This window comes from Paenibacillus dendritiformis, from assembly GCF_945605565.1.
Lineage (GTDB): Bacteria > Bacillota > Bacilli > Paenibacillales > Paenibacillaceae > Paenibacillus_B > Paenibacillus_B dendritiformis_A.
In genome coordinates this window covers 1,251,277-1,269,340 of the sequence record NZ_OX216966.1, presented here as the reverse complement: position 1 = coordinate 1,269,340, position 18,064 = coordinate 1,251,277, and the positions used below count along the sequence as shown (strand labels likewise).

The window sequence follows — 18,064 nt, the reverse complement described above, 5'->3', positions numbered from 1 at the left end:
TCCCCAACCGTTCAAACCCTATATATGGGACTATGGGATGGATTGATGCACGATATGTAGACTCATCTCTGTTCAATAGCCATATCCCCCTCTTGTCCACTTATACGTGGACAAGATCGCAATCCGTCTACCCAGAGAGAACAAAGTTCACCCATGCATCCTGATCATCCCATCCTTCGGCTCATTCTATGGATATATACTTGGGAGGAATAAAGTCCGCCAGCCATATCGTATGATTGCCCGGATAAAACATAATCCCTTCGTTCCGGGCCGTCTCGGCATCCACCTTCAACAACACCGGGGCAGCGTCTCTTCGTTTCCCGACCAGCATGGCTGTCTCTTTATCAGCGGATAAATGGACATATTGTCTCCCCATCGGCCGGAGTCCTTCCTTCAAGATTTGCGCTGCAAAGCGTCTCGCCGTTCCATGATACACCACCGGGGGAGGAGTCTCCGCCTGCTTGACGATTTTGCGGGGCACGGAATGACCGTATAACGCTCTAATCTTCCCCTCCGCAACCTCAAACCGTTGTTTGTCCGCCGCCTCCATCATATTGTGGATATCCTGCTCATTGACAGACTCCCATCGTTGGTCCAGGCGAAGCGTCTGCAGCAGCTGCTCCAGGCTTACCCAGCCTTCCTCATCCAATTCTAATTCATACTCCCAAGGCGCATGCCTCAGCGCATACGATATTTCCTTGCTTAATTTGAACACATCTATATCCCGTCTCGTCATCAAATAGCGCCTCCATAACATGAACTCTACTATTCCTATACGACGCTGCCTTGGCAATCGATTCATCGGTCATTGGCCCTCCTGGGAAGCCGATGTGTAGCATATGCTCGCCCTCCTCTCCTGCTCTTGGCTCAGGGGGATACAATTTTTCTATTCCGACACCTTCCAAATGATGCAGAAATGCAGCTTTTTGATAGACACCGATATGCAAAAAAGGGAATCCTGCAAATATCAGGTCGTTGGAAAACCCCTTTTTTTCGGAGGGGTGAGTACCTAATCGAAACTTGGCATTCAGAGCGTCATCGCCTTCTGGAGACATCCTAATCTCCTGGGGTTTTAACGTGTGGAGGGAATTGCTGCTATTTTACAGGATTTTCGGCTCAATGAGTCCACATTTCGAGGAATTGCTGCACAGCTACATCATTTTAGGCCCTTTTGAGCTAAGTCGAAGAGAAACGGGTGAAATTGCTGCAGTTTTACAGGATTTCCTTTCTGGTGAAGTCGTCCCTACCGAATTGCTGTATTTTATACGAAAATAAAAACGTTGAAGTAAGCACGACAGCCCTTTCAAAATGTATGAATAGAACTTTTTCGGGCCATTATTACTCTAAGAAAGCAAAAAAAGACTCACCCCCCGAAAATGATCACAACATTTTCAAAATTTAGCTTGTTTCGTTTTCAGTTAGTTGAAGTGCAAAGCCCAGCTCTTGGAGTTTCTTTACGTAAAAATTAGCTGTTCTTTGTTTAGACATGCGTACCTGCATGTCTATTTCTTTGTATGGCGTTCCTTCTTTCATCATGGCATAAATGATCTTAATTAAGAGATGTCCGGTTGCTACGCTTGCTGTTTTTTCGCCTCGTCGTTTCCGTATCCGTCTAAAGTGCTCACCTATTCGATTCCTTGACCTGTAATTTGCCCATGCCGCTTGCGTTATGCTACGTTTCAGATACTTGTTCCCTTGCAGGCATTTCCGGCTTTTCTTGCGCCCCGCGCTCTCATTATTACCTGGAGACACCCCTGCCCATGAGGTGAATTGCTCGACCGTGGGAAAACGCGTGGCGATATCCGGCCCCATTTCTGCAAATATAGCGGAAGCGCAAGACTTGTCAATTCCGGGAATGCTGTCTAAACACTCAATCTCTTTTCGATAAGGCTCAAGCTGTTCGTCGATTAATGATTCAATTTCTTGCAGTTCTGCTTCCTCGAACAGCAGGTGCTTCCAGTGTGCACGCATCATAACACGATGATGTCGCCGTAGCTGACCATTCAGAGCTTCAACTAACTGAGGCACTTTTGTTTTTAGCTTGGTTTTGACAAGTTCGCGTACGTCATCTTCTACGAGCACTTCTCCGTCCATGAGCTTTTCCAGAAGCAGACGCCCGGATACGCCGAACAAATCGCTCATAAAACTCGTAAGCTTGATGTTTCCGTCTTGAAGAATTTTATGGATACGATTCTTCTCAGAAGCAATGGTCACCACGATTCTCAGACGATACCTCGTTAGATCTCGTAAATCCCGCAAATGCTGCGGCAACACCACGCTTGGTTGAATGAGACCACAACGATGAAGTTGTGCAATCCACTCCGCATCTTTCTTGTCTGTCTTACGCCCTGGTGTATTCTTGATTTGTTTAGCGTTTGCCAACACTAAATAGCAGCTAGACTCTAAAATATTCCATACCGGTTTCCACAGCACACCTGTGCTCTCCATGGCTACTTCTTTACACTCATGTGCGTTAAGCCAATCTTGAAGTCGGAGTAGTTCGGTAGTTGTTGTTCCAAAGCTTTCGATGACTTTCTTGGGCTTGGATTCTAAATCCCCGTAAAGGATACAGGCAACTACTGTTTTTTGATGGACATCTAATCCGCAACAGCATTCGCGTACGGCATCCATGCTTGCACCTGCTTTCATGTGTACTAACAAATCATGCGACCTGAATAAGGAAATTTTATACACGCACTTGGGTGTGCATTGGGCGGTTCTCGCGATCGCAATTGGACGGTTTGTGCAACAGGGTCGTACCCCAATAATACAGTCGTCCTTGGATTTGTTAGTCTCATGATTACCATCTACAGTAACTTTAAAAGTTTACATCTACCTATTTTCATTCTGGGGGGTGACGTCGTAGACGTCATGGGGGTTTGTGCAGGATTTTGCCTACTGAATCAACGTGTCTTGCGAAACCGTGCAGTTTTGAGGATTTCGCCTATCGGATAGAGACTTCATTGTGCAGTTTTCAGGCACTTCGATCAGATAAAATTTTTCTACTGAGAGACAGGTCCTGATGAAGTGCCCAAAAATCCTTTGGACTTTCTCAACAGCCTGATTTTTGCAGGATTGCGGCCGGCGTCGATGGTGCAACCGAGGAAAAACAAAAACGATCACCCCGCACCAACTCCAGGGGTGATCGCCTAATCGCCTTGCTATGCTATTCCGCCTTCCCTGCCGGGACCGCGCCCGCCAGTTCGTCGTACATCGCTTGCAGGTCGATGACCTGGCCGCCCTGGAGGCGGGACTGCTCGGCCGCGAAGGCCATCAGATGGCTGCGTACGGATACCGATGCCGAGGACAGGCTCTCCGTGCCGGAGCTGAAGCCGCGCACTTCCTTCAGGAACGAGCGCACGATGCCCGAATCGCCGCCGCCGTGGCCCGTGATGGACGGAGCGAGCTGCACGCTCCGCTTCTCCTTCGTCACGAAGTCGGTGATGGTGAACGAGTCATCCTCCATATTGCCGCGGATGTCTCCCTTCGTGCCCATCACCTGCACGATGCGCGTATTGTCGTGCGTGAAGCCGCACATGCTGAACATCGCGGTCGCTCCGCTCGCGAATTCGAGGTTGACGACCTGATGGTCGACGACGTTGTTGTCCGTCTGATAGACGCAGCGTCCGTACGGACCTTCCCGCAGCGCCTTCAGGATGCCTTCCTTCGTGTAGTCATCCGTAATCTTGCGCGCCCAGTCGATGCCCTCGCCGAGATAATAGCGCGGCGCATGGTATTGGCAGGTCTGCTCCGCCGGACAGCCCTCGATGCAGCGGGCCGGCGCCCCTTCCGGCTTATGCCCTGCATGGAAATGCATCAGCGATCCGAACGAGCTGACCCGCACGCAGGGCTCATTCATCAGATACGCCAAAATATCCATGTCATGGCACGACTTCTGCAAAATCATCGGGCTCGATTCGTCGCTGTTGCGCCAGTTGCCTCTGACGAAGCTGTGGGACATATGCATATTGCCCACATTCTCGTTCAATTGAATAGACACGATATCCCCGATCGCGCCGCGATCGATCTCCCGCTTCATCGCCGACCAGAACGACGTATAGCGCAGCACATGGCATATCGTCAGCAGCCGGTTATGCTTCTTCGCCGCCAGCTCCATCTCGACGCATTCCCGCGGCTCCGGCGACATCGGCTTCTCCAGCAATACATGATAGCCAAGCTCCAGCGCCCGCAGCGTCGGCTCATAATGCATGCGGTCCATCGTGCAGATAATAGCTACATCGGCACGCCGGCCCCCTTCCAGGATCGCTTCCCATGTCTCGAACTGCTGTTCGTCGCTGAGGCCGAACTGCTCGGCGAAGGCTTGCCGCCGCTCCGCATTCGGATCGGCCACGCCGACAAGCTGCAGCTCGTGCGGATTATCCAGGGCGTACGGCGAATAAGCGCGCGCCCCCCGGTCGCCTGCGCCAATGACAATTGCTGTAATCGGATTCATATGACATCTCTCCTTTGGACGACGCAGAGAAACGCCAGCACGAAGCGGCGTTCCCCCGGCATACTCTGCTTATTTTGCTTGGGCGGCTTGGTAATCCTGATTCATTTCGTCAATAACTTTGACTAAATCTTTATCTTTTTTGATTGTTTCGATAAATTTATCATACTCCTCAATCGTCTCTTTGCCAATAATTACTTTTGTACGCATATCGTCAACTTTTTTCTTTATCTCCGGAAAGTAGCGATTATACGCTTCCGAGTAGAGGCCCCGCTCCGGTTCCGGTACGACATGCTTCTTCCGCTCGTTCACGATCTCGACGTTGCGTTCGTACAGCTCATCCGGCATGCCGACGGCACCAATGGCCATATCGTCGCTAATCAGATGGAAGAGGCTCGACATGTTGCCGTCTCCCGTCAAATCTTTCTTCGCCTGCTCCGTAGGCACGATTTTCCCGTTCTCTTCCTTGTAATGGATATCTTTCAGACCATAGTAGGTCAAAATATTCCCTTCCGGACTGTTGCCGTAATCGAACAGCTCGAGAATTTTCTTCACTTTATCTTCCGGCACCTTCTTCGGAATCAAATACACTCCGTAGTACGCGGCGCCGGATGGCGTATATTTATAGCCGTTCGGATTCTCCAAGTAGGGCAGCGGATACAGATCCGCCTTCGGGTCGATGTCGCGGATCAGCTTGCCGGTTACCCAGACATGGTTCATGGACAAGCCTGTGCCACCAACCTTGCTGCTGCGGAACGTATCCAGTATTTGCGAAAATTTCAAGATGGCGAAATCCTTCGGGAACAAACCCGCATCATATGCTTTCTTAATCCACAGCAGCGCGTCGCGGGAGGCGTCTTCCGTAATAATCGGCACGAGCTTGCCGTCCTTCAGCTTCCAGTTGCCCTGCGTCTCGTTGTAAATATTGTAGACGAAGGCCATCGAGCTCGGAGAGGCCGCATACGGAATCTCATCCGCCTGCCCGTTGCCGTTCGGATCCTTCTCCTTGAACGCCTTCAGCACGTCGAACAGGGAGTCGAGCGACGTCGGCACCTCCAGGTTCAGCGCATCGAGCCAGTCTTTGCGGAGCATCGCGAAGGCGCCGCCGCCAAAGCTGGGGTAATAGCGCGGAATGACGTAATTTTTGCCATCGACCTTCGTCTCGTCCCACATCGACGCCTTGACCCCGTCCGTCAAGTTCGGATAATCCTTGATGAATGGCGTCAAATCCCAGAAGACGCCCTGTTTGATCATTTTTTGGAGCTGCGCGTTGTTGAGCGTCTCCACGAAGACGACATCCGGCATATCGCCGGAAGCGAGCATGACATTGACCTTGTCCTCGATCGTCGTCGGTGTCAGCCAGGTGATGTCCAGCTCCGTATTGGTGCGCTTCTCAAGCTCTTTCCAGATCGGACTGCTGCTGTTGACCATGTCTGTCGCATAGTTCAACGTCTGAATCGAGATCTTCGTCGGACCGTCTCCTCCGGACGAAGCGCTCTTGCCTCCGCCGCCGCATGCCGTCAGCAGCAGCGAGCAGGCGAGCAGAATGAGCATCGATGTTTTCAACGCGGAAGCCAGCTTGCGTGGTTGCTTGTGAATCATCGTGGACCCTCCTTTTTTTACGTGAACATGCTTCTTTTTGTGTGCATCCTTATCGCGTCATTCTTTGACAGAGCCAACCATCGCACCCTTGGCGAAATGCTTCTGCAAGAATGGATACACCATCATAATCGGCAGCGTCGCAATGACGACCGCGGCCATTTTGAGCGTCTCGGTCGGCATCTGGCGGTTCACATGGAAGTCCATGCCGCCACCCGTGCCGCCGCCCATCGCCGTCGGATCGACCAGCATATTTTGCAGGAGCACCTGCAGCGGCCATTTGCTCTGGTCGTTGATGAACATAAGCGCATTGAAGTACGTATTCCAGTAGCCTACCGCGAAGAAAAGGCCGAAGGCGACCAGCGCCGGCAGGGACAGCGGAAGCATAATGCGCCAGAACACCCCGATCTCGTTGCAGCCGTCGATGCGGCCGGCTTCCTCCAGGCTGTCCGGGATACTGTCGAAGAACCCCTTCATCAGCAGCACGTACCAGGCGCTCGTCAAGCTCGGCAAAATCAGTGACCAGACGCTGTCGATCAGGCCGAGATTGCGGACGACCAGATACAGCGGCACCAGCCCCGGTTGGAACAGGAACGTAATCAGAATCATCATCATAATGGCTTTGCGGAAGCGCAGCCGCTTGCGGGACAGCGCATAAGCGAGTCCTCCCGATACGATAAGGCTGAACGCCGTGCCCACGGTCGCCAGGAAGGCGCTGATTCCGAGCGAGCTCATGAACAGCCCGTTGGACAGCAAATATTTATAGGCGTCCAGCGTCCATTGCTGCGGGAACAGAATTAACGGCCGCATGTAATATTCCGTCGGATCCGTGAACGACAGCACAATCGTATAGTAAATGGGGAACACGGTGGCGATACTGAACAGAATTAGCACCGTCACGTTGCTCGCCTGGAACAACCGATCCCGCCACTGTTCTCTCATGGCATTCGACCCCTTTCCTGCTTTTCTAATCGAGGTTATACAACAAGTTAGTACAAGCTGTCTTGACCGAACCGCTTCGCTACCTTGTTCGCCGTCACGACGAGAATGACGCCGACGACCGACTTGAACAGCCCGATGGCCGTGCTGTAGCTGAATTCGCCCTGCTTGATTCCGATGCGGTACACATAGGTATCGAATACATCCGCCACATGGGTTACTGCCGAGTTCATCATCAGATAAATCTGCTCGAAGCCGGTATCCATAATCGTGCCGAGGCGGAGAATGAACAGAATCATGATGACATTGCGCATGCCCGGCAGCGTAATATGCCAGATGCGGCGCATCCGCCCCGCTCCGTCCATGACGGCCGCTTCATACAGCTGCGGATCGATGCCGGCGATCGCCGCCAGGAAGATAATCGTGCCCCAGCCGACCTCCTTCCATATCGATTGCGCCGTCAGCAAGCCCCAGAAATAATTCGGGTTAGACAAAATGTCGACCGTCTCCTTGTCCATCGCTACGAGCAGCTTGTTCACCAGCCCCTCCGATTGGGAGAACATGAGGAACGTCAAGCCGTAAATAAGCACCCATGACAGAAAATGCGGAATATAAATAAGCGACTGCACCGTGCGCTTCAACACCGAGTTCCGCACCTCGTTCAGCATGAGAGACAGGATGATCGGCGCCGGAAAAAAGAAGAGGAGATTCAGGAAGCTGATCGCCAGCGTATTCCGCAGCAGCATATAGAAATCTTCATTGGCGAAAAAACGGCTGAAATGCTCGAACCCGACCCAGGGACTGCCCGTGACGCCGAAGTACGGAGAGTAATCCTGGAAGGCAATGACCAGATTCGTAATCGGAATGTACTTGAAAATGAGAAAAAACAGCAGTCCCGGCAGGGCTAACAAATATAAATACTTGTCGCGCTTCAGATCGGACCATAGCTTACGCTTGCTGGCACGAGCGCGAACACGGGGCGCTGGACCTGCTGTTCGCTCGGCGGCGATATTCGTTGGCTGTGAGCTCATCGGTCACCCTCGCTTTCTATTCGAATCGAAGCTTTATGGCTTGGTAGTGCTAATGTAAACGCTATCATCATTCCATGCAATTTGACTTTTTTTCCAGACTGGCTTCACCCCTTTACCGCTATGCCGCACAAGGTCGAGAAGCCGCGTCCTGCCTGGACGGAACGCCGCTGCAGCGCCGTTTCCGCCCGATCGGATTTCCGGATGTTGCACTTTTTTTCCAGCCCTCTCCGGCGCTTTTTCTCCCCTTTTCCAACGGGACAATTTTGATTGGAAGCCTTTTCAACCTGCATGTCATTCAGTATGATGAAGACAACGGCATCCGGACTTCCGCGATCCGAATCCGCTGCATGATGGGAGGATAACCGTTGAGGCGACAATGGATAAGCCTGTTGTCTTCGAAAGGCGTGTTTTATTGGAAGACCATCGCAATGGCTGTGCTGTTGACCTGTCTTCCGCTGACGGTCATCAGCGCGGCTTATTTATATATCGGGAACCAGCATATGGTGAACCAGTTCCAGCAGAAGAACGAGGACGCGCTCCAGGATGCGGCGAAGCAGATTGACGAGCAATTCTCCCAGCTTGTCCAATATGCGCTGAACATGGTCGTGAAGCCGCATTTCAAGCCGTCCGTGTCCGACATGGACTTCGGGCATCAATTCGAGGAGACGCTCCAGCTGCTTGATACGCTCACCTTGATTGAAAATGCCGATCCGCTGATCGACCAGGTGTACCTGTACGTGCAAAAGCAGAACAAAGTGCTGCAGCCTGCTCTCGGCCTCCGCACGCTGGAGGATCCGCAAGATGCCGGGCGCTGGGGCCGGCTGCTGCAGGAAGAGAAGGGCATCTACTGGGTGCATGATCTCGTGCGCCCGTTCGCCAAGGGCGGCGCGCCGCACGCGATCGTCCTCAAGCTCCCGTTCAACGGATCGACATCGTTCGGCGCGATCGTCATCTACATCAATCCGTCGAAGCTGCATATCTTCGCCAATACGGACAACCTGTCGTATGTGCTGGACGCGGAGGGGCATGTGATTGGCCATTCCGCGACGACGTCGGACCATCCGGACGCGCTACCGCTCATTCGAGAGCATCTGCAGGAAGAGCCTGCCCCGGCCGAACCCGGACGGCTCCCTCCGCCGCGAACATGGCAGATGCCAATCGAAGGCGGGGACTCGCTGCTCGTCAATACCGTCTCCTTCGAGAAAATGGGCGGAACGTGGACCTATATCGCGGGAACCCCGCTGTCGGTCATTACGGCCCCTACCCGGCCGTATACCCATGTCGTGCTCGTCCTGTGGGCCTTCGCCCTGCTGGCCGCGCTTGCGCTCAGCTGGTTCGCTTCGCGCCGGATGTACCGGCCGATTCGCCGGGTCGTCACGATGCTCGGCGGCTGGCGGACGCCGGAGTCGGCGGTCCATAATGAGCTGGACTATATCGAGAAGGAATGGAAGCAGTACCGGTTCGCGAATGAGACGCTGCAGAGCCGCCTCGATCAATCCATTCCTTCCGTGCGCGAAGCATTCATCAACCAGTTCGTGACCGGTCAGGCTTCGCACCTGAGCGAGCGGGAGATTCGCGAGAAGCTGAAGCTGCTGCAAGTGAATATCGAGGGGAAACGCTTCGCGGCCGTCGTTGTTCAGCCGCATAAGTTGGGGGTTGGCCGGGAGCCGTTCTCCGACCGGGACGAGCATCTGATGGCCTATGCGGCCATCAACATCGTGCAGGAGCTGTCCGAGCAGGCGGCCGATTACGTCCACCTGATCAACTTCCTCGACGGCTCCTTCGGCGCCGTGCTTATCCTGCCGGGGACGGAACCGGACGAATCCCGGCGCCGGATCGAGCAGCTCTGCGATCAATGTCTGCGCGCCCTGCGCGATGTGCTCCGTCTGGAGGCGACGATCGTCATCAGCGGGCCGACTTCGTCCTGGCTCGACGTGCCGTATGCGCTCGAGCAGGCGCGGCGCGCCCTGCGCCATCGCACCTTCGATTCCGGCAGCCAGCTGCTGGATGCGGAGCATGTCCTGTCCCAGACGGCGGGCAGCGTCGAATTCCCGCTGGAGCTGGAGCAGGACATCATTCACGCCCTCAATATGGGCTTGGAAGAGGAAGCCGTGCAAGCGGTGGAGCAGTTCGTCACCGCTCTTCATGCAGGCGGGGCGGCCGAATGGCTGATCCACCAGGCCTTGATGCGGCTCGTCGGCAACATCCACCGCGCGATGCTCCAGGCCGGGCACAACCCGTATGCGGTGTTCGATGCGGCAGGCCTGCAGGAGGAGCTGAACGGGCTGCGCGACACGCGCGCCTGCCTGGCCTGGTTCCATGCCCGCATCATCAAGCCGTACATCGCCTCGCTGAACAAGAGCTACAGCGCGAATATGAAGCGGCTGGTCGAGGAGATGCTGGAGCGCATCGGCCACGATTATATGAGCGACCTGTCGCTCGACACCGTCGCCGCCGAGGCCGGCGTGAGCGCATCCCAGCTCAGCAAGGCCTTCAAGCAGATGACCGGCTCCAACTACGTCGATTACTTGACGTCGCTCAAGATGAACAAATGCAAGGAGCTGCTCCTGTCGACCGATATGAAAATCAACGAGATCGCGGAATCGGTCGGCTACCAGCCCTCTTACTTCAACCGGATGTTCAAGAAGCTGGAAGGCATGACACCCGGCCAATACCGGCAGCGGCATGCCGGATAAGGTCATCCCCGCGCGGAGAAGAGGCTGTTCCCTTCACTCGCAGTTCCCGGTGCGGAGATCCGGCCAGTCCCTGACCTCGAATTCATGGACAAAAACGAGGCTGTCCCATAAGTAGTTTTTACTACAATGAGACAGCCCCCCTGATTCTTAAAGCTCCACTCGCCGAAAAACTGTAAAAATACACTTTTCCTTTATGACGTGTACTCCGTCACAAGGAATCCTGCAAAACGGCATCAATTTCTGATTATCCAATCGATAAAAGGCAAAAATCGATGGAAATCATGTACTTTTCAGGCTGTTGAGAAAGAAGTTTTGAGTAGGAAAATGGATATTTCTACGGCCTGAAAACTGCACCATTTCCCTAGACACGCCCATCCGGCAGGCGAAATCCGCAAAACTCCACGATTTCTCCAGACACGCCTATTCGGTAAGCGAAATCCTGCATAAATACAGCAATTCGATATGGACGACGTTTCCAGAAAGGGAATCCTGCAAAATTACAGGAATTTCCCCCGTTTCGCTTCGGCTTGAAGCAAAAGGGCCTAAAATGATGTAGATTTGCAGCAATTCCTTGGGATGTGGACTCATTAAGCCGAAATTCCTGTAAAATAGCAGCAATTTCCTCCGCACGTCCAACCCCCAGGAGGCAACGATGCTTCCAGCAGGCCGATAATGCTTCCTGAAGGCGATGATGCTTCCTGAAGGCGATGATGCTTCCTGAAGGCGATGATGCCCCCGGGATCCGACGCGGTCGCTTGGATCCCGTAAAATCAGGCCATTGAGTAGTCTATGGGACTTTTCGCCTGTGATGGATCTCGTCTCCCGGTAGAATAAATCGACTTAAAACGCTCTGAGAGTCAAAGTTTTGATGAGGAAAATGGACCATCTCCACCCCTTCGCAAAAAACAGGGTTTTCCAACAGCCTCACTTTTGCAGGAATTTCATCAAATAGCGGCTTAAAGAAGAGAAATTGATGCATCCGCGCAGCATTTCACTGCTTCATCCCTCTTCCACCGGTTTGCAAGCGCCGCCGTTTTTCCCGCATCCACACTCTCTGTTAACTCGTCATCTCCATCATTTTGCAGTGCCTGTGAGGCATCCCCGTGTGCTTGTGCAGCCCGCCGCACACTACGGCATAGGAAGCAATTAACGGAACATCGCCATTTGTTGATATCATTTGGCAGGTTATCCGATCGAGCGCAGCATCGTCGCCATCCGGCGGGCGGCCTCTGTCAACTGCGGCGCATACGCCTCCAGCGTCTGGAGCGACATCCGGCTGACCGGGCCGGAGACCGACAGCGCCGCTGCCAGCTTGCCGCCGCGGTCGAATATCGGCACCGATACAGCGGCCGCTCCCGGCTCGCGCTCCTCGATGCTTACCGCGTACCCTTGACGGCGCACCTCTTCCAGCTGGTTCATACATGCCTCGCTGTCGACACTCGGCGGCCAAAAGGCATCCCGAAGCGCCGCTTCGCGCTCGGCCGGATCGGCGAAGGCAAGCAGCACCTTGCTCGACGCGCCGACGAACAGCGGGAGCCGCGCCCCGACCGGGGCCACCCGCCGGATCGCCTGGTTGCTCTGCACCGCCTGAATGCGAATCCGGTCCGAGCCGTCGCGCACATACAGGCTCACCGTCTCGCCCAGCCGGTCGCGCAGCGCCTCCATCTCGGGAAGCAGCAGCTGGGCGGCGTCGCCGACCTGCGTCAGGTTCGCGGACAGCTCCCATACCCGGTAGCCAAGGCGGTACTTGTCGCCGTTGCGCAGCACGAAGCCGCGATCCTCCAGCGTCGTCAGCAGCCGGTGCACGGTGCTCTTATTCAAGTTGACCCGAGCGGCCAACTCGGTCAAGCTCATCTCATACTGCTCCGTGAAGCACATCAAAATATCGAGCGCCCGTTCCACGGCACGGACGGTTAATTTTCCTCGTTCCTCCACGCCATCTCCCTCTTTCGTTCCATTGAGTGAAACTACGTTACATCTAGTATAACCCCCTTTTCCGATGCCGTAAAGGGACGGACCGCCGATCGTCACCCCGACCAATGACCCGGATTTCGACATTTTTTACACCGGGATTGCAATGTTACGGGACGATTACAAACACCTTACAAATCATGCACTTTTATTGACGTTATGCGGCTCGCGGCATACGATAGTAGTACATTTCAGAGCAAATGAAACGCTTTCAACAGAAAGCTTTTATTTACCAAAAACCAAGACTTTCGATCTAGTTAATGTCATTTTATGTCGATACCTCGCTTTGCGAGCTTTTCTCCCTTTCCCGCACATCCAGAAGGAGGTCATGCCCATGAGCACACCTGTCGTCACATCACCCGCGCTTCAACCGGAATGGATCGGGCCCTCGGGTCTGGCCCCTGCGGCCGCACGCCGCATCCGCCTGAAGCATATCGTGATCGCCCTGTCCTTGTCGACAGTGTTCGCCGCATCGGTCATCTTCCTCGCTCTGCACGGCTTTATCGCCTGGATGTTCGCGAACCCGCAGGTGCCTCCGCTCTTCTCCAATCCGATGGAGGCCAAGGGAATGCCTTACGAGACGGTGACCTTTCCGGCGGCCGACGGCCATACGCTCGTCGACGGCTGGTATATTCCTTCGGACTCCGCGTCGTCGCGCACCATCATTTTCAGCCACGGCTATGGCGCCAACCGCGAAGAATATTGGGTGCCGATGTACGATCTGGCCCAGTTCGCCCACCGGCTTGACTATAACGTCATCATGTTCGATTACGGCTTCGCCTCGGAGCAGCACAAGACAACCGCCACCGGAGGCAAGCTGGAGAAGGAGCAGCTGCTCGGCGCCGTGAACCTGGCCAAGGAACGGGGAGCCTCCCATATCGTCGTCTGGGGCTTCTCGATGGGAGCCGGCACTGCCCTCCAGGCCGCGCTCATGACCGAGGACATCGACGCGATGATTCTGGACAGCACCTTCCTGCTGGAGCCGGATACGCTGTACCACAACCTGAAGCAGTACGTGCCGCTGCCGAAGCATCCGTCACTCGATCTGCTGCGCTTCTTCTTCCCGGCGCTGAACGGCACCAGCCTGGCGCAGATCCCGTACAACGAAGTGAAGGCAACCAGCTACGAGATGCCGACGCTTATCATTCACGGGACCGCGGATACGAAGGCGCCGTACGAGATCGCCGAGCAGATTGCGGCCCGTCAGAGCAACAAGCTGTCGGAATCCTGGATCGTGCCCAATGTGCAGCATGAGCTCATCTACCGCACGCACCGCAAAGACTACCTCGGCAAGGCCGCCGCATTTCTGAGCACAGCCTACCGCGCCGATGCCGCATCGATGATCGCCCACCCGTAAGCCTTATGGCTTGCGGGTTTTTTGCGCTTCGCCGGCGCAGCGGGAGAAGCATAGGCCAACCCGTCGGCGGAATAGGCTAGATACAAGAGGTCATGGATGCGAGTCTCATTGACATGTAAAGGAGGGACGCTCGTTGGAGTACATATATGGATCACTTATGCCTGTCCGCGTGCTGGAAGAGATCGTATTTTGGAAAAAACAAGAGCGCGAGCACATCGAGGTCATTCTCGCCATCGTGCCGCAGCTTGAGCCGGAATATGTTCAAGTGCTCCGGGAATGGGAGCCTGTTTTCACCAAGACCGAGGAAGCGGCCTCGGCCTGGCTCCAGTTCATTCTGTCGCAAGGGGGAAGCACCCCTTCCGATACGATGCACAAGATCGAGCTGCTGCTCAAGGCATCCGTCTATCAATCCGAACAGTTCGTGAAGCATCTGGAGACGATGAAGCAGTATAGCCGTGCCGTACAGAGCGTGCCGCTCGCCCCGATCGTATTCGATCACATCGCCAGCGAATCCGTCTATTTCCTGAACGTCGTGCACGCTCTGAAAGACAAGCCGCTGTCTTCCTTCGCTCCGCCGGACGCACCGGGGGCGCACGCCGTGCAGCCGAAGGCGTTCATCCACGAAGCCCCGCCTGTCGACAGCGGCAGCAGCTCCGGAGCACCGGCAGAAGCGGAATATCCCTTGACAGCCTATGACAGTGAATCCGAAGAGGACTCCCACAGCCCGACAGCAACCGCCCCCCAATCGCCTGCACCGGGCATTCTGGCTTACATCGGTTCGGCTCAGACGCCCCAGGCGGCCCAGGCGGCCCAAGCGGCCCAGGGGATTCAGCCGGTACAACCGGTTCAGGAGCACGGCGAAGCCCGCAGCTCGCGCGAAGACGCCCCGTTCGGCAGCCTGCCGTACCGGGAGCTGCCGTATACCCTGCCTGAAGGATGGCCGGCTGGCCACCCTCAGCATCAGCCGCCGGTGCCAGAGTACTATCTGCGTGCGGAGCCGGCCTCCGTCCCGATCGGAGGCCACACGCTGCCGCCATTGCCGTATCCGTATGACGCCCTGGAGCCGTATATCGACGAGACGACGATGCGGGTCCATCACGACAAGCACCATCAGAGCTATGTCGACGGCTTGAACCAGGCCGAGCGCGCATTGGCGGAAGCGCGGCGCACCGGCCGCTTCGATCTGGTGACGCACTGGGAAAGAGAGCTTGCGTTCCACGGAGCCGGCCACTATTTGCACACGATTTTCTGGAATACGATGAATCCGGTGGGCGGCGGCCAGCCGACCGGGGATCTGCTGGACCAGATTACGCAAGATTTCGGGAGTTTCAAGGCGTTCAAAATGCATTTCTCCAAGGCTGCGGAGAAGGTAGAGGGCGGCGGCTGGACGATTCTGGTCTGGAGTCCGCGCAGCCGCCGCTTGGAGATTTTGCAGGCGGAGAAGCATCAGAATCTGTCGCAGTGGGACGTCATCCCGCTCCTTCCGATCGACGTGTGGGAGCACGCCTACTATTTGAAGCACAAGAACGAGCGGGCCAAATATATCGAGGATTGGTGGCATGTCGTCAACTGGCCAGCGGTCGACGAACGGTTCCAGGCGGCGCGGACTCTGGTATGGAAGCCGTACTAATGTCCGCAGAATCGTCAGATTCCCCGAGCGAGCGGCCGGAGCCGCATTTTCGATATTGCGTCTTCTCCCTCCCGTTCGGTACAATAGAAGAGGATACGCGAACTTACGTGCGGCCTTCAGGCCGCCTTTTTTTTCGTGAGGAGAGACTGCCCCGCCTGCGGGCGAGCAAGTCCTCACGACGCAGATAACCGACAGGGGTGAAGGGCAATGTTGAAACCGATACTCAAATGGGCGGGAGGCAAGCGCCAACTGCTCCCCGACATCCGCCGCCGTCTGCCGCGCCTCGACTGGTCGCAGGCGGCCTATTATGAGCCGTTCATCGGAGGCGCCGCGCTGCTGTTCGATCTGATGCCGCCGCGCGCCTGCATCAACGACGTGAATGGCGAGCTGATCAATCTGTATGAGACCATTCGCCGGGAGCCGGAAGCGCTTATCGACGCGCTGCGGGTGCACCGGAACGAAGAGAGCTATTACTATGAGGTCCGCTCCTGGGACCGGAATCCGGAGGAATACGCGCGGCTGGACGCCGTTACCCGGGCCGCCCGTCTCGTCTATTTGAACCGGACATGCTATAACGGCCTGTACCGGGTCAACGCGAAGGGACAGAACAATGTCCCCTTCGGGCGCTACAAGCAGCCGGATATCGTCCAGGAAGAGACGATCCGCGCCTTGGCGTCCTATTTCCAATCAGCAGATATCGCCATGACCGTCGGCGACTTCGAGCGTGCCGTGGAATCGGCGCAGGCGGGAGACTTCGTGTACTTCGATCCGCCGTACGACGTCTTGACCAAGACGGCCGCCTTCACCTCCTATGCGAAGGACGGCTTCGGGCGGGACGAGCAGCTGCGGCTGGCCAATCTGTTCCGCGAGCTGGACGGACGCGGCGTCTATGTAATGCTGTCGAACCATGCGACAGACTATATTCGCGAGCTGTACGACGGCTTCCCGCTCCATATCGTGCAGGCCCGCCGCAATATCAACTCCAAGGCGACCGCCCGCGGCGCGGTGGACGAGGTGCTTGTCATGAATTATCAACTCGAAGAATAAGGCCGGAACGGGGACGATTCCGGGAACACGAGGAAGCTCCAGGGGGGATGAAGGAGATGGCGGCAAGCCGGCTGCGGAAAAAAGATTCATCTGGGAGAAGCTATTTGACCGCTACGATATTTTGCACCAAGTGAACGCCAACGGGTATTTCGACATTACGAGCCAGCAGATTAACGGGCTGGAGCCCGGCGTGCAGGCGCGGCTACAGTGCAAGTTCGATTCCTCCGGCGAGCTGTCTCCCTGCTTCGCCCGCCATGGGCTCGGCATTTTGCCCGTGTCGAACGGCCATTACACGATTGCCCGCTTCCCGATTTTCCATCCGTTGGAGGACATCGAGAAGCTTCCGGTTCACCGGGCCTACTGGAGGTTCCCGGCCTTCGAGACGGTACAGGCCGACGGCAGCAGCTCCACGAGCGAAGCCAATGCGCTGCATACCGCCCATATGAGCGACATGCTCCACCGCTTCCGCGGCCTCGAACCGGCGGAGCCGCTCGAGCTGACCTTCAGCGGACGAATGCGGTCCCCCGCCTTCTCCTTCCATGTGGGGAGCTATCCGCATCCGCTTCAGGTGGAACGAAGCCAGCAGATGGAGATCGACGCCGGCTTCGAATCGAACCGCGAGATTCTAATTCTTGAAGCGAAGAACAGCATTCCGCAGGACTTCTGCGTGCGCCAGCTGTACTACCCGTACCGGGCATTGCGTTCGCGCCCCCAGCTGACGAAGCCGGTCATTCCGATCTATTTCTTATACTCGGATGGCGTCTATTATTTATTCGAATACAGCTTCCGGGATCCGATGCGCTATGATTCCATCGCCTTGGTGCGCGCAGGCGCCTACCGCATTGAAGGGGGGCTGTCCAAGGAGAGGGTGCTCGCCATCGCGGAAGCGACCCCTGCCGGCGCAGAGCCGGAGGGCGTGCCGTTCCCGCAGGCGAACTCGTTCGAGCGCATCATCAATCTGCTGGAGCTGCTGGCGGAGACCTGCCGCACGCCCGAAGGAACGGCCGTCCGCCTGACCGGGGAAGGCCGCGCCCTGATGCAGCTCACGGTGCAGGAACGGCATGAGGCGCTTCTGCGCAAGCTGTTCGCCAGACCGGCCATCCGCGACATTCTGCTCGCCAGCCTGACGCGGGGCGAACCGATTCCCGAATTGGACGCGATGAATATGATGCATCGGCATGGCATCGAGTTGAACCCGTCGACCCAGCACAGGCGCGCCCAGTCGATCCTGGCCTGGTACGGCTGGCTGGTGCGTCTGATGGGGTGAGGCCCCTCCATCATCAGCCTTCACTCCTCCCTTCCCTATGTACCAAAAAGCTGCCCTGCCGCATGGACGCCATTGCG

General features: G+C 55.9%; 16 protein-coding genes. 6 read left to right on the top strand and 10 right to left on the bottom strand.

The genetic code is table 11. The features are described 5' to 3' along the window. Positions 1 to 181: 181 nt before the first annotated feature. Together NNL35_RS05610 and NNL35_RS05605 are read right to left on the bottom strand one after the other, a co-directional pair. The gene (locus tag NNL35_RS05610; protein WP_006678505.1) at positions 182 to 736 is read right to left on the bottom strand and encodes an RNA 2'-phosphotransferase; all 555 of its coding nucleotides are present in this window, start codon (positions 734 to 736) and stop codon (positions 182 to 184) included. Next, a complete protein-coding gene (locus tag NNL35_RS05605) occupies positions 657 to 1,055 on the bottom strand; it encodes a hypothetical protein (protein WP_254553015.1) in 399 nt (132 codons plus the stop codon). The genes NNL35_RS05610 and NNL35_RS05605 overlap by 80 nt, the downstream gene beginning before the upstream one ends. A 64-nt stretch (positions 1,056 to 1,119) precedes the next feature. On the opposite strand from NNL35_RS05605, the gene NNL35_RS05600 reads away from it, so the two are divergent. Then, the gene (locus tag NNL35_RS05600) at positions 1,120 to 1,275 is read left to right on the top strand and encodes a hypothetical protein (protein ID WP_254553013.1); all 156 of its coding nucleotides are present in this window, start codon (positions 1,120 to 1,122) and stop codon (positions 1,273 to 1,275) included. Between the two features lie 123 nt (positions 1,276 to 1,398). On the opposite strand, the gene NNL35_RS05595 is transcribed toward NNL35_RS05600, so the two are convergent. The 6 genes from NNL35_RS05595 to NNL35_RS05570 form a co-directional block, all read right to left on the bottom strand. Then, positions 1,399 to 2,631: an IS110 family RNA-guided transposase gene (locus NNL35_RS05595; RefSeq protein WP_254552890.1), complete on the bottom strand. Its 1,233-nt coding sequence runs from the start codon at positions 2,629 to 2,631 to the stop codon at positions 1,399 to 1,401. Between the two features lie 535 nt (positions 2,632 to 3,166). Beyond that, on the bottom strand, positions 3,167 to 4,453 hold the full coding sequence (locus NNL35_RS05590) for a Gfo/Idh/MocA family protein (RefSeq protein WP_006679524.1): 1,287 nt from the start codon (positions 4,451 to 4,453) through the stop codon (positions 3,167 to 3,169). A gap of 69 nt (positions 4,454 to 4,522) precedes the next feature. Next, positions 4,523 to 6,052, bottom strand: coding sequence for an extracellular solute-binding protein (locus tag NNL35_RS05585; RefSeq protein ID WP_254553011.1), 1,530 nt, complete (start codon positions 6,050 to 6,052; stop codon positions 4,523 to 4,525). A gap of 57 nt (positions 6,053 to 6,109) precedes the next feature. Next, on the bottom strand, positions 6,110 to 6,991 hold the full coding sequence (locus NNL35_RS05580) for a carbohydrate ABC transporter permease (protein ID WP_006679522.1): 882 nt from the start codon (positions 6,989 to 6,991) through the stop codon (positions 6,110 to 6,112). A gap of 47 nt (positions 6,992 to 7,038) precedes the next feature. Next, entirely contained in the window at positions 7,039 to 8,019 is a 981-nt protein-coding gene (locus NNL35_RS05575; RefSeq protein WP_006679521.1) for an ABC transporter permease, read from the bottom strand. Positions 8,020 to 8,123: 104 nt separating this feature from the next. Continuing rightward, complete coding sequence (locus NNL35_RS05570) at positions 8,124 to 8,396, bottom strand: hypothetical protein (protein ID WP_006679520.1); 273 nt, start codon at positions 8,394 to 8,396, stop codon at positions 8,124 to 8,126. On the opposite strand from NNL35_RS05570, the gene NNL35_RS05565 reads away from it, so the two are divergent. Further along, positions 8,385 to 10,715, top strand: a complete 2,331-nt coding sequence (locus NNL35_RS05565; RefSeq protein WP_238535458.1) for a helix-turn-helix domain-containing protein — start codon at positions 8,385 to 8,387, stop codon at positions 10,713 to 10,715. The genes NNL35_RS05570 and NNL35_RS05565 overlap by 12 nt on opposite strands. Before the next feature lie 420 nt (positions 10,716 to 11,135). Here the strand turns inward: NNL35_RS05565 and NNL35_RS05560 are convergent, their stop codons facing one another. After that, positions 11,136 to 11,303 carry a hypothetical protein gene (locus NNL35_RS05560; protein ID WP_254553009.1) on the bottom strand — a complete coding sequence of 56 codons (168 nt, stop codon included), beginning with the start codon at positions 11,301 to 11,303 and terminating at the stop codon, positions 11,136 to 11,138. A 597-nt stretch (positions 11,304 to 11,900) separates the two neighbouring features. Further along, positions 11,901 to 12,650: an IclR family transcriptional regulator gene (locus tag NNL35_RS05555; RefSeq protein ID WP_006678621.1), complete on the bottom strand. Its 750-nt coding sequence runs from the start codon at positions 12,648 to 12,650 to the stop codon at positions 11,901 to 11,903. Between the two features lie 370 nt (positions 12,651 to 13,020). Here NNL35_RS05555 and NNL35_RS05550 point away from each other — a divergent pair, with 370 nt between their 5' ends. From NNL35_RS05550 to NNL35_RS05535, 4 genes are all read left to right on the top strand, one after another. Further along, positions 13,021 to 14,043, top strand: coding sequence for an alpha/beta hydrolase (locus NNL35_RS05550; RefSeq protein WP_006678623.1), 1,023 nt, complete (start codon positions 13,021 to 13,023; stop codon positions 14,041 to 14,043). A 133-nt stretch (positions 14,044 to 14,176) separates the two neighbouring features. After that, the gene (locus NNL35_RS05545) at positions 14,177 to 15,673 is read left to right on the top strand and encodes a Fe-Mn family superoxide dismutase (protein WP_254553007.1); all 1,497 of its coding nucleotides are present in this window, start codon (positions 14,177 to 14,179) and stop codon (positions 15,671 to 15,673) included. Positions 15,674 to 15,880: 207 nt separating this feature from the next. Beyond that, positions 15,881 to 16,720 carry a DNA adenine methylase gene (locus NNL35_RS05540; protein WP_006678625.1) on the top strand — a complete coding sequence of 280 codons (840 nt, stop codon included), beginning with the start codon at positions 15,881 to 15,883 and terminating at the stop codon, positions 16,718 to 16,720. A 130-nt stretch (positions 16,721 to 16,850) separates the two neighbouring features. Beyond that, complete coding sequence (locus NNL35_RS05535; protein WP_100226419.1) at positions 16,851 to 17,987, top strand: type II restriction enzyme; 1,137 nt, start codon at positions 16,851 to 16,853, stop codon at positions 17,985 to 17,987. The last annotated feature ends 77 nt before the right edge of the window (positions 17,988 to 18,064 follow it).

Bases quoted from the DNA above. Each gene is read 5' to 3' on its own strand.
- NNL35_RS05610 (WP_006678505.1), bottom strand. From the start codon at position 736: ATGACGAGACGGGATATAGATGTGTTCAAATTAAGCAAGGAAATATCG.
- NNL35_RS05540 (WP_006678625.1), top strand. From the start codon at position 15,881: ATGTTGAAACCGATACTCAAATGGGCGGGAGGCAAGCGCCAACTGCTC.
- NNL35_RS05575 (WP_006679521.1), bottom strand. From the start codon at position 8,019: ATGAGCTCACAGCCAACGAATATCGCCGCCGAGCGAACAGCAGGTCCA.
- NNL35_RS05550 (WP_006678623.1), top strand. From the start codon at position 13,021: ATGAGCACACCTGTCGTCACATCACCCGCGCTTCAACCGGAATGGATC.
- NNL35_RS05595 (WP_254552890.1), bottom strand. From the start codon at position 2,631: ATGGATGCCGTACGCGAATGCTGTTGCGGATTAGATGTCCATCAAAAA.
- NNL35_RS05580 (WP_006679522.1), bottom strand. From the start codon at position 6,991: ATGAGAGAACAGTGGCGGGATCGGTTGTTCCAGGCGAGCAACGTGACG.
- NNL35_RS05590 (WP_006679524.1), bottom strand. From the start codon at position 4,453: ATGAATCCGATTACAGCAATTGTCATTGGCGCAGGCGACCGGGGGGCG.
- NNL35_RS05585 (WP_254553011.1), bottom strand. From the start codon at position 6,052: ATGATTCACAAGCAACCACGCAAGCTGGCTTCCGCGTTGAAAACATCG.
- NNL35_RS05560 (WP_254553009.1), bottom strand. From the start codon at position 11,303: ATGAGTCCACATCCCAAGGAATTGCTGCAAATCTACATCATTTTAGGC.
- NNL35_RS05605 (WP_254553015.1), bottom strand. From the start codon at position 1,055: ATGTCTCCAGAAGGCGATGACGCTCTGAATGCCAAGTTTCGATTAGGT.
- NNL35_RS05600 (WP_254553013.1), top strand. From the start codon at position 1,120: ATGAGTCCACATTTCGAGGAATTGCTGCACAGCTACATCATTTTAGGC.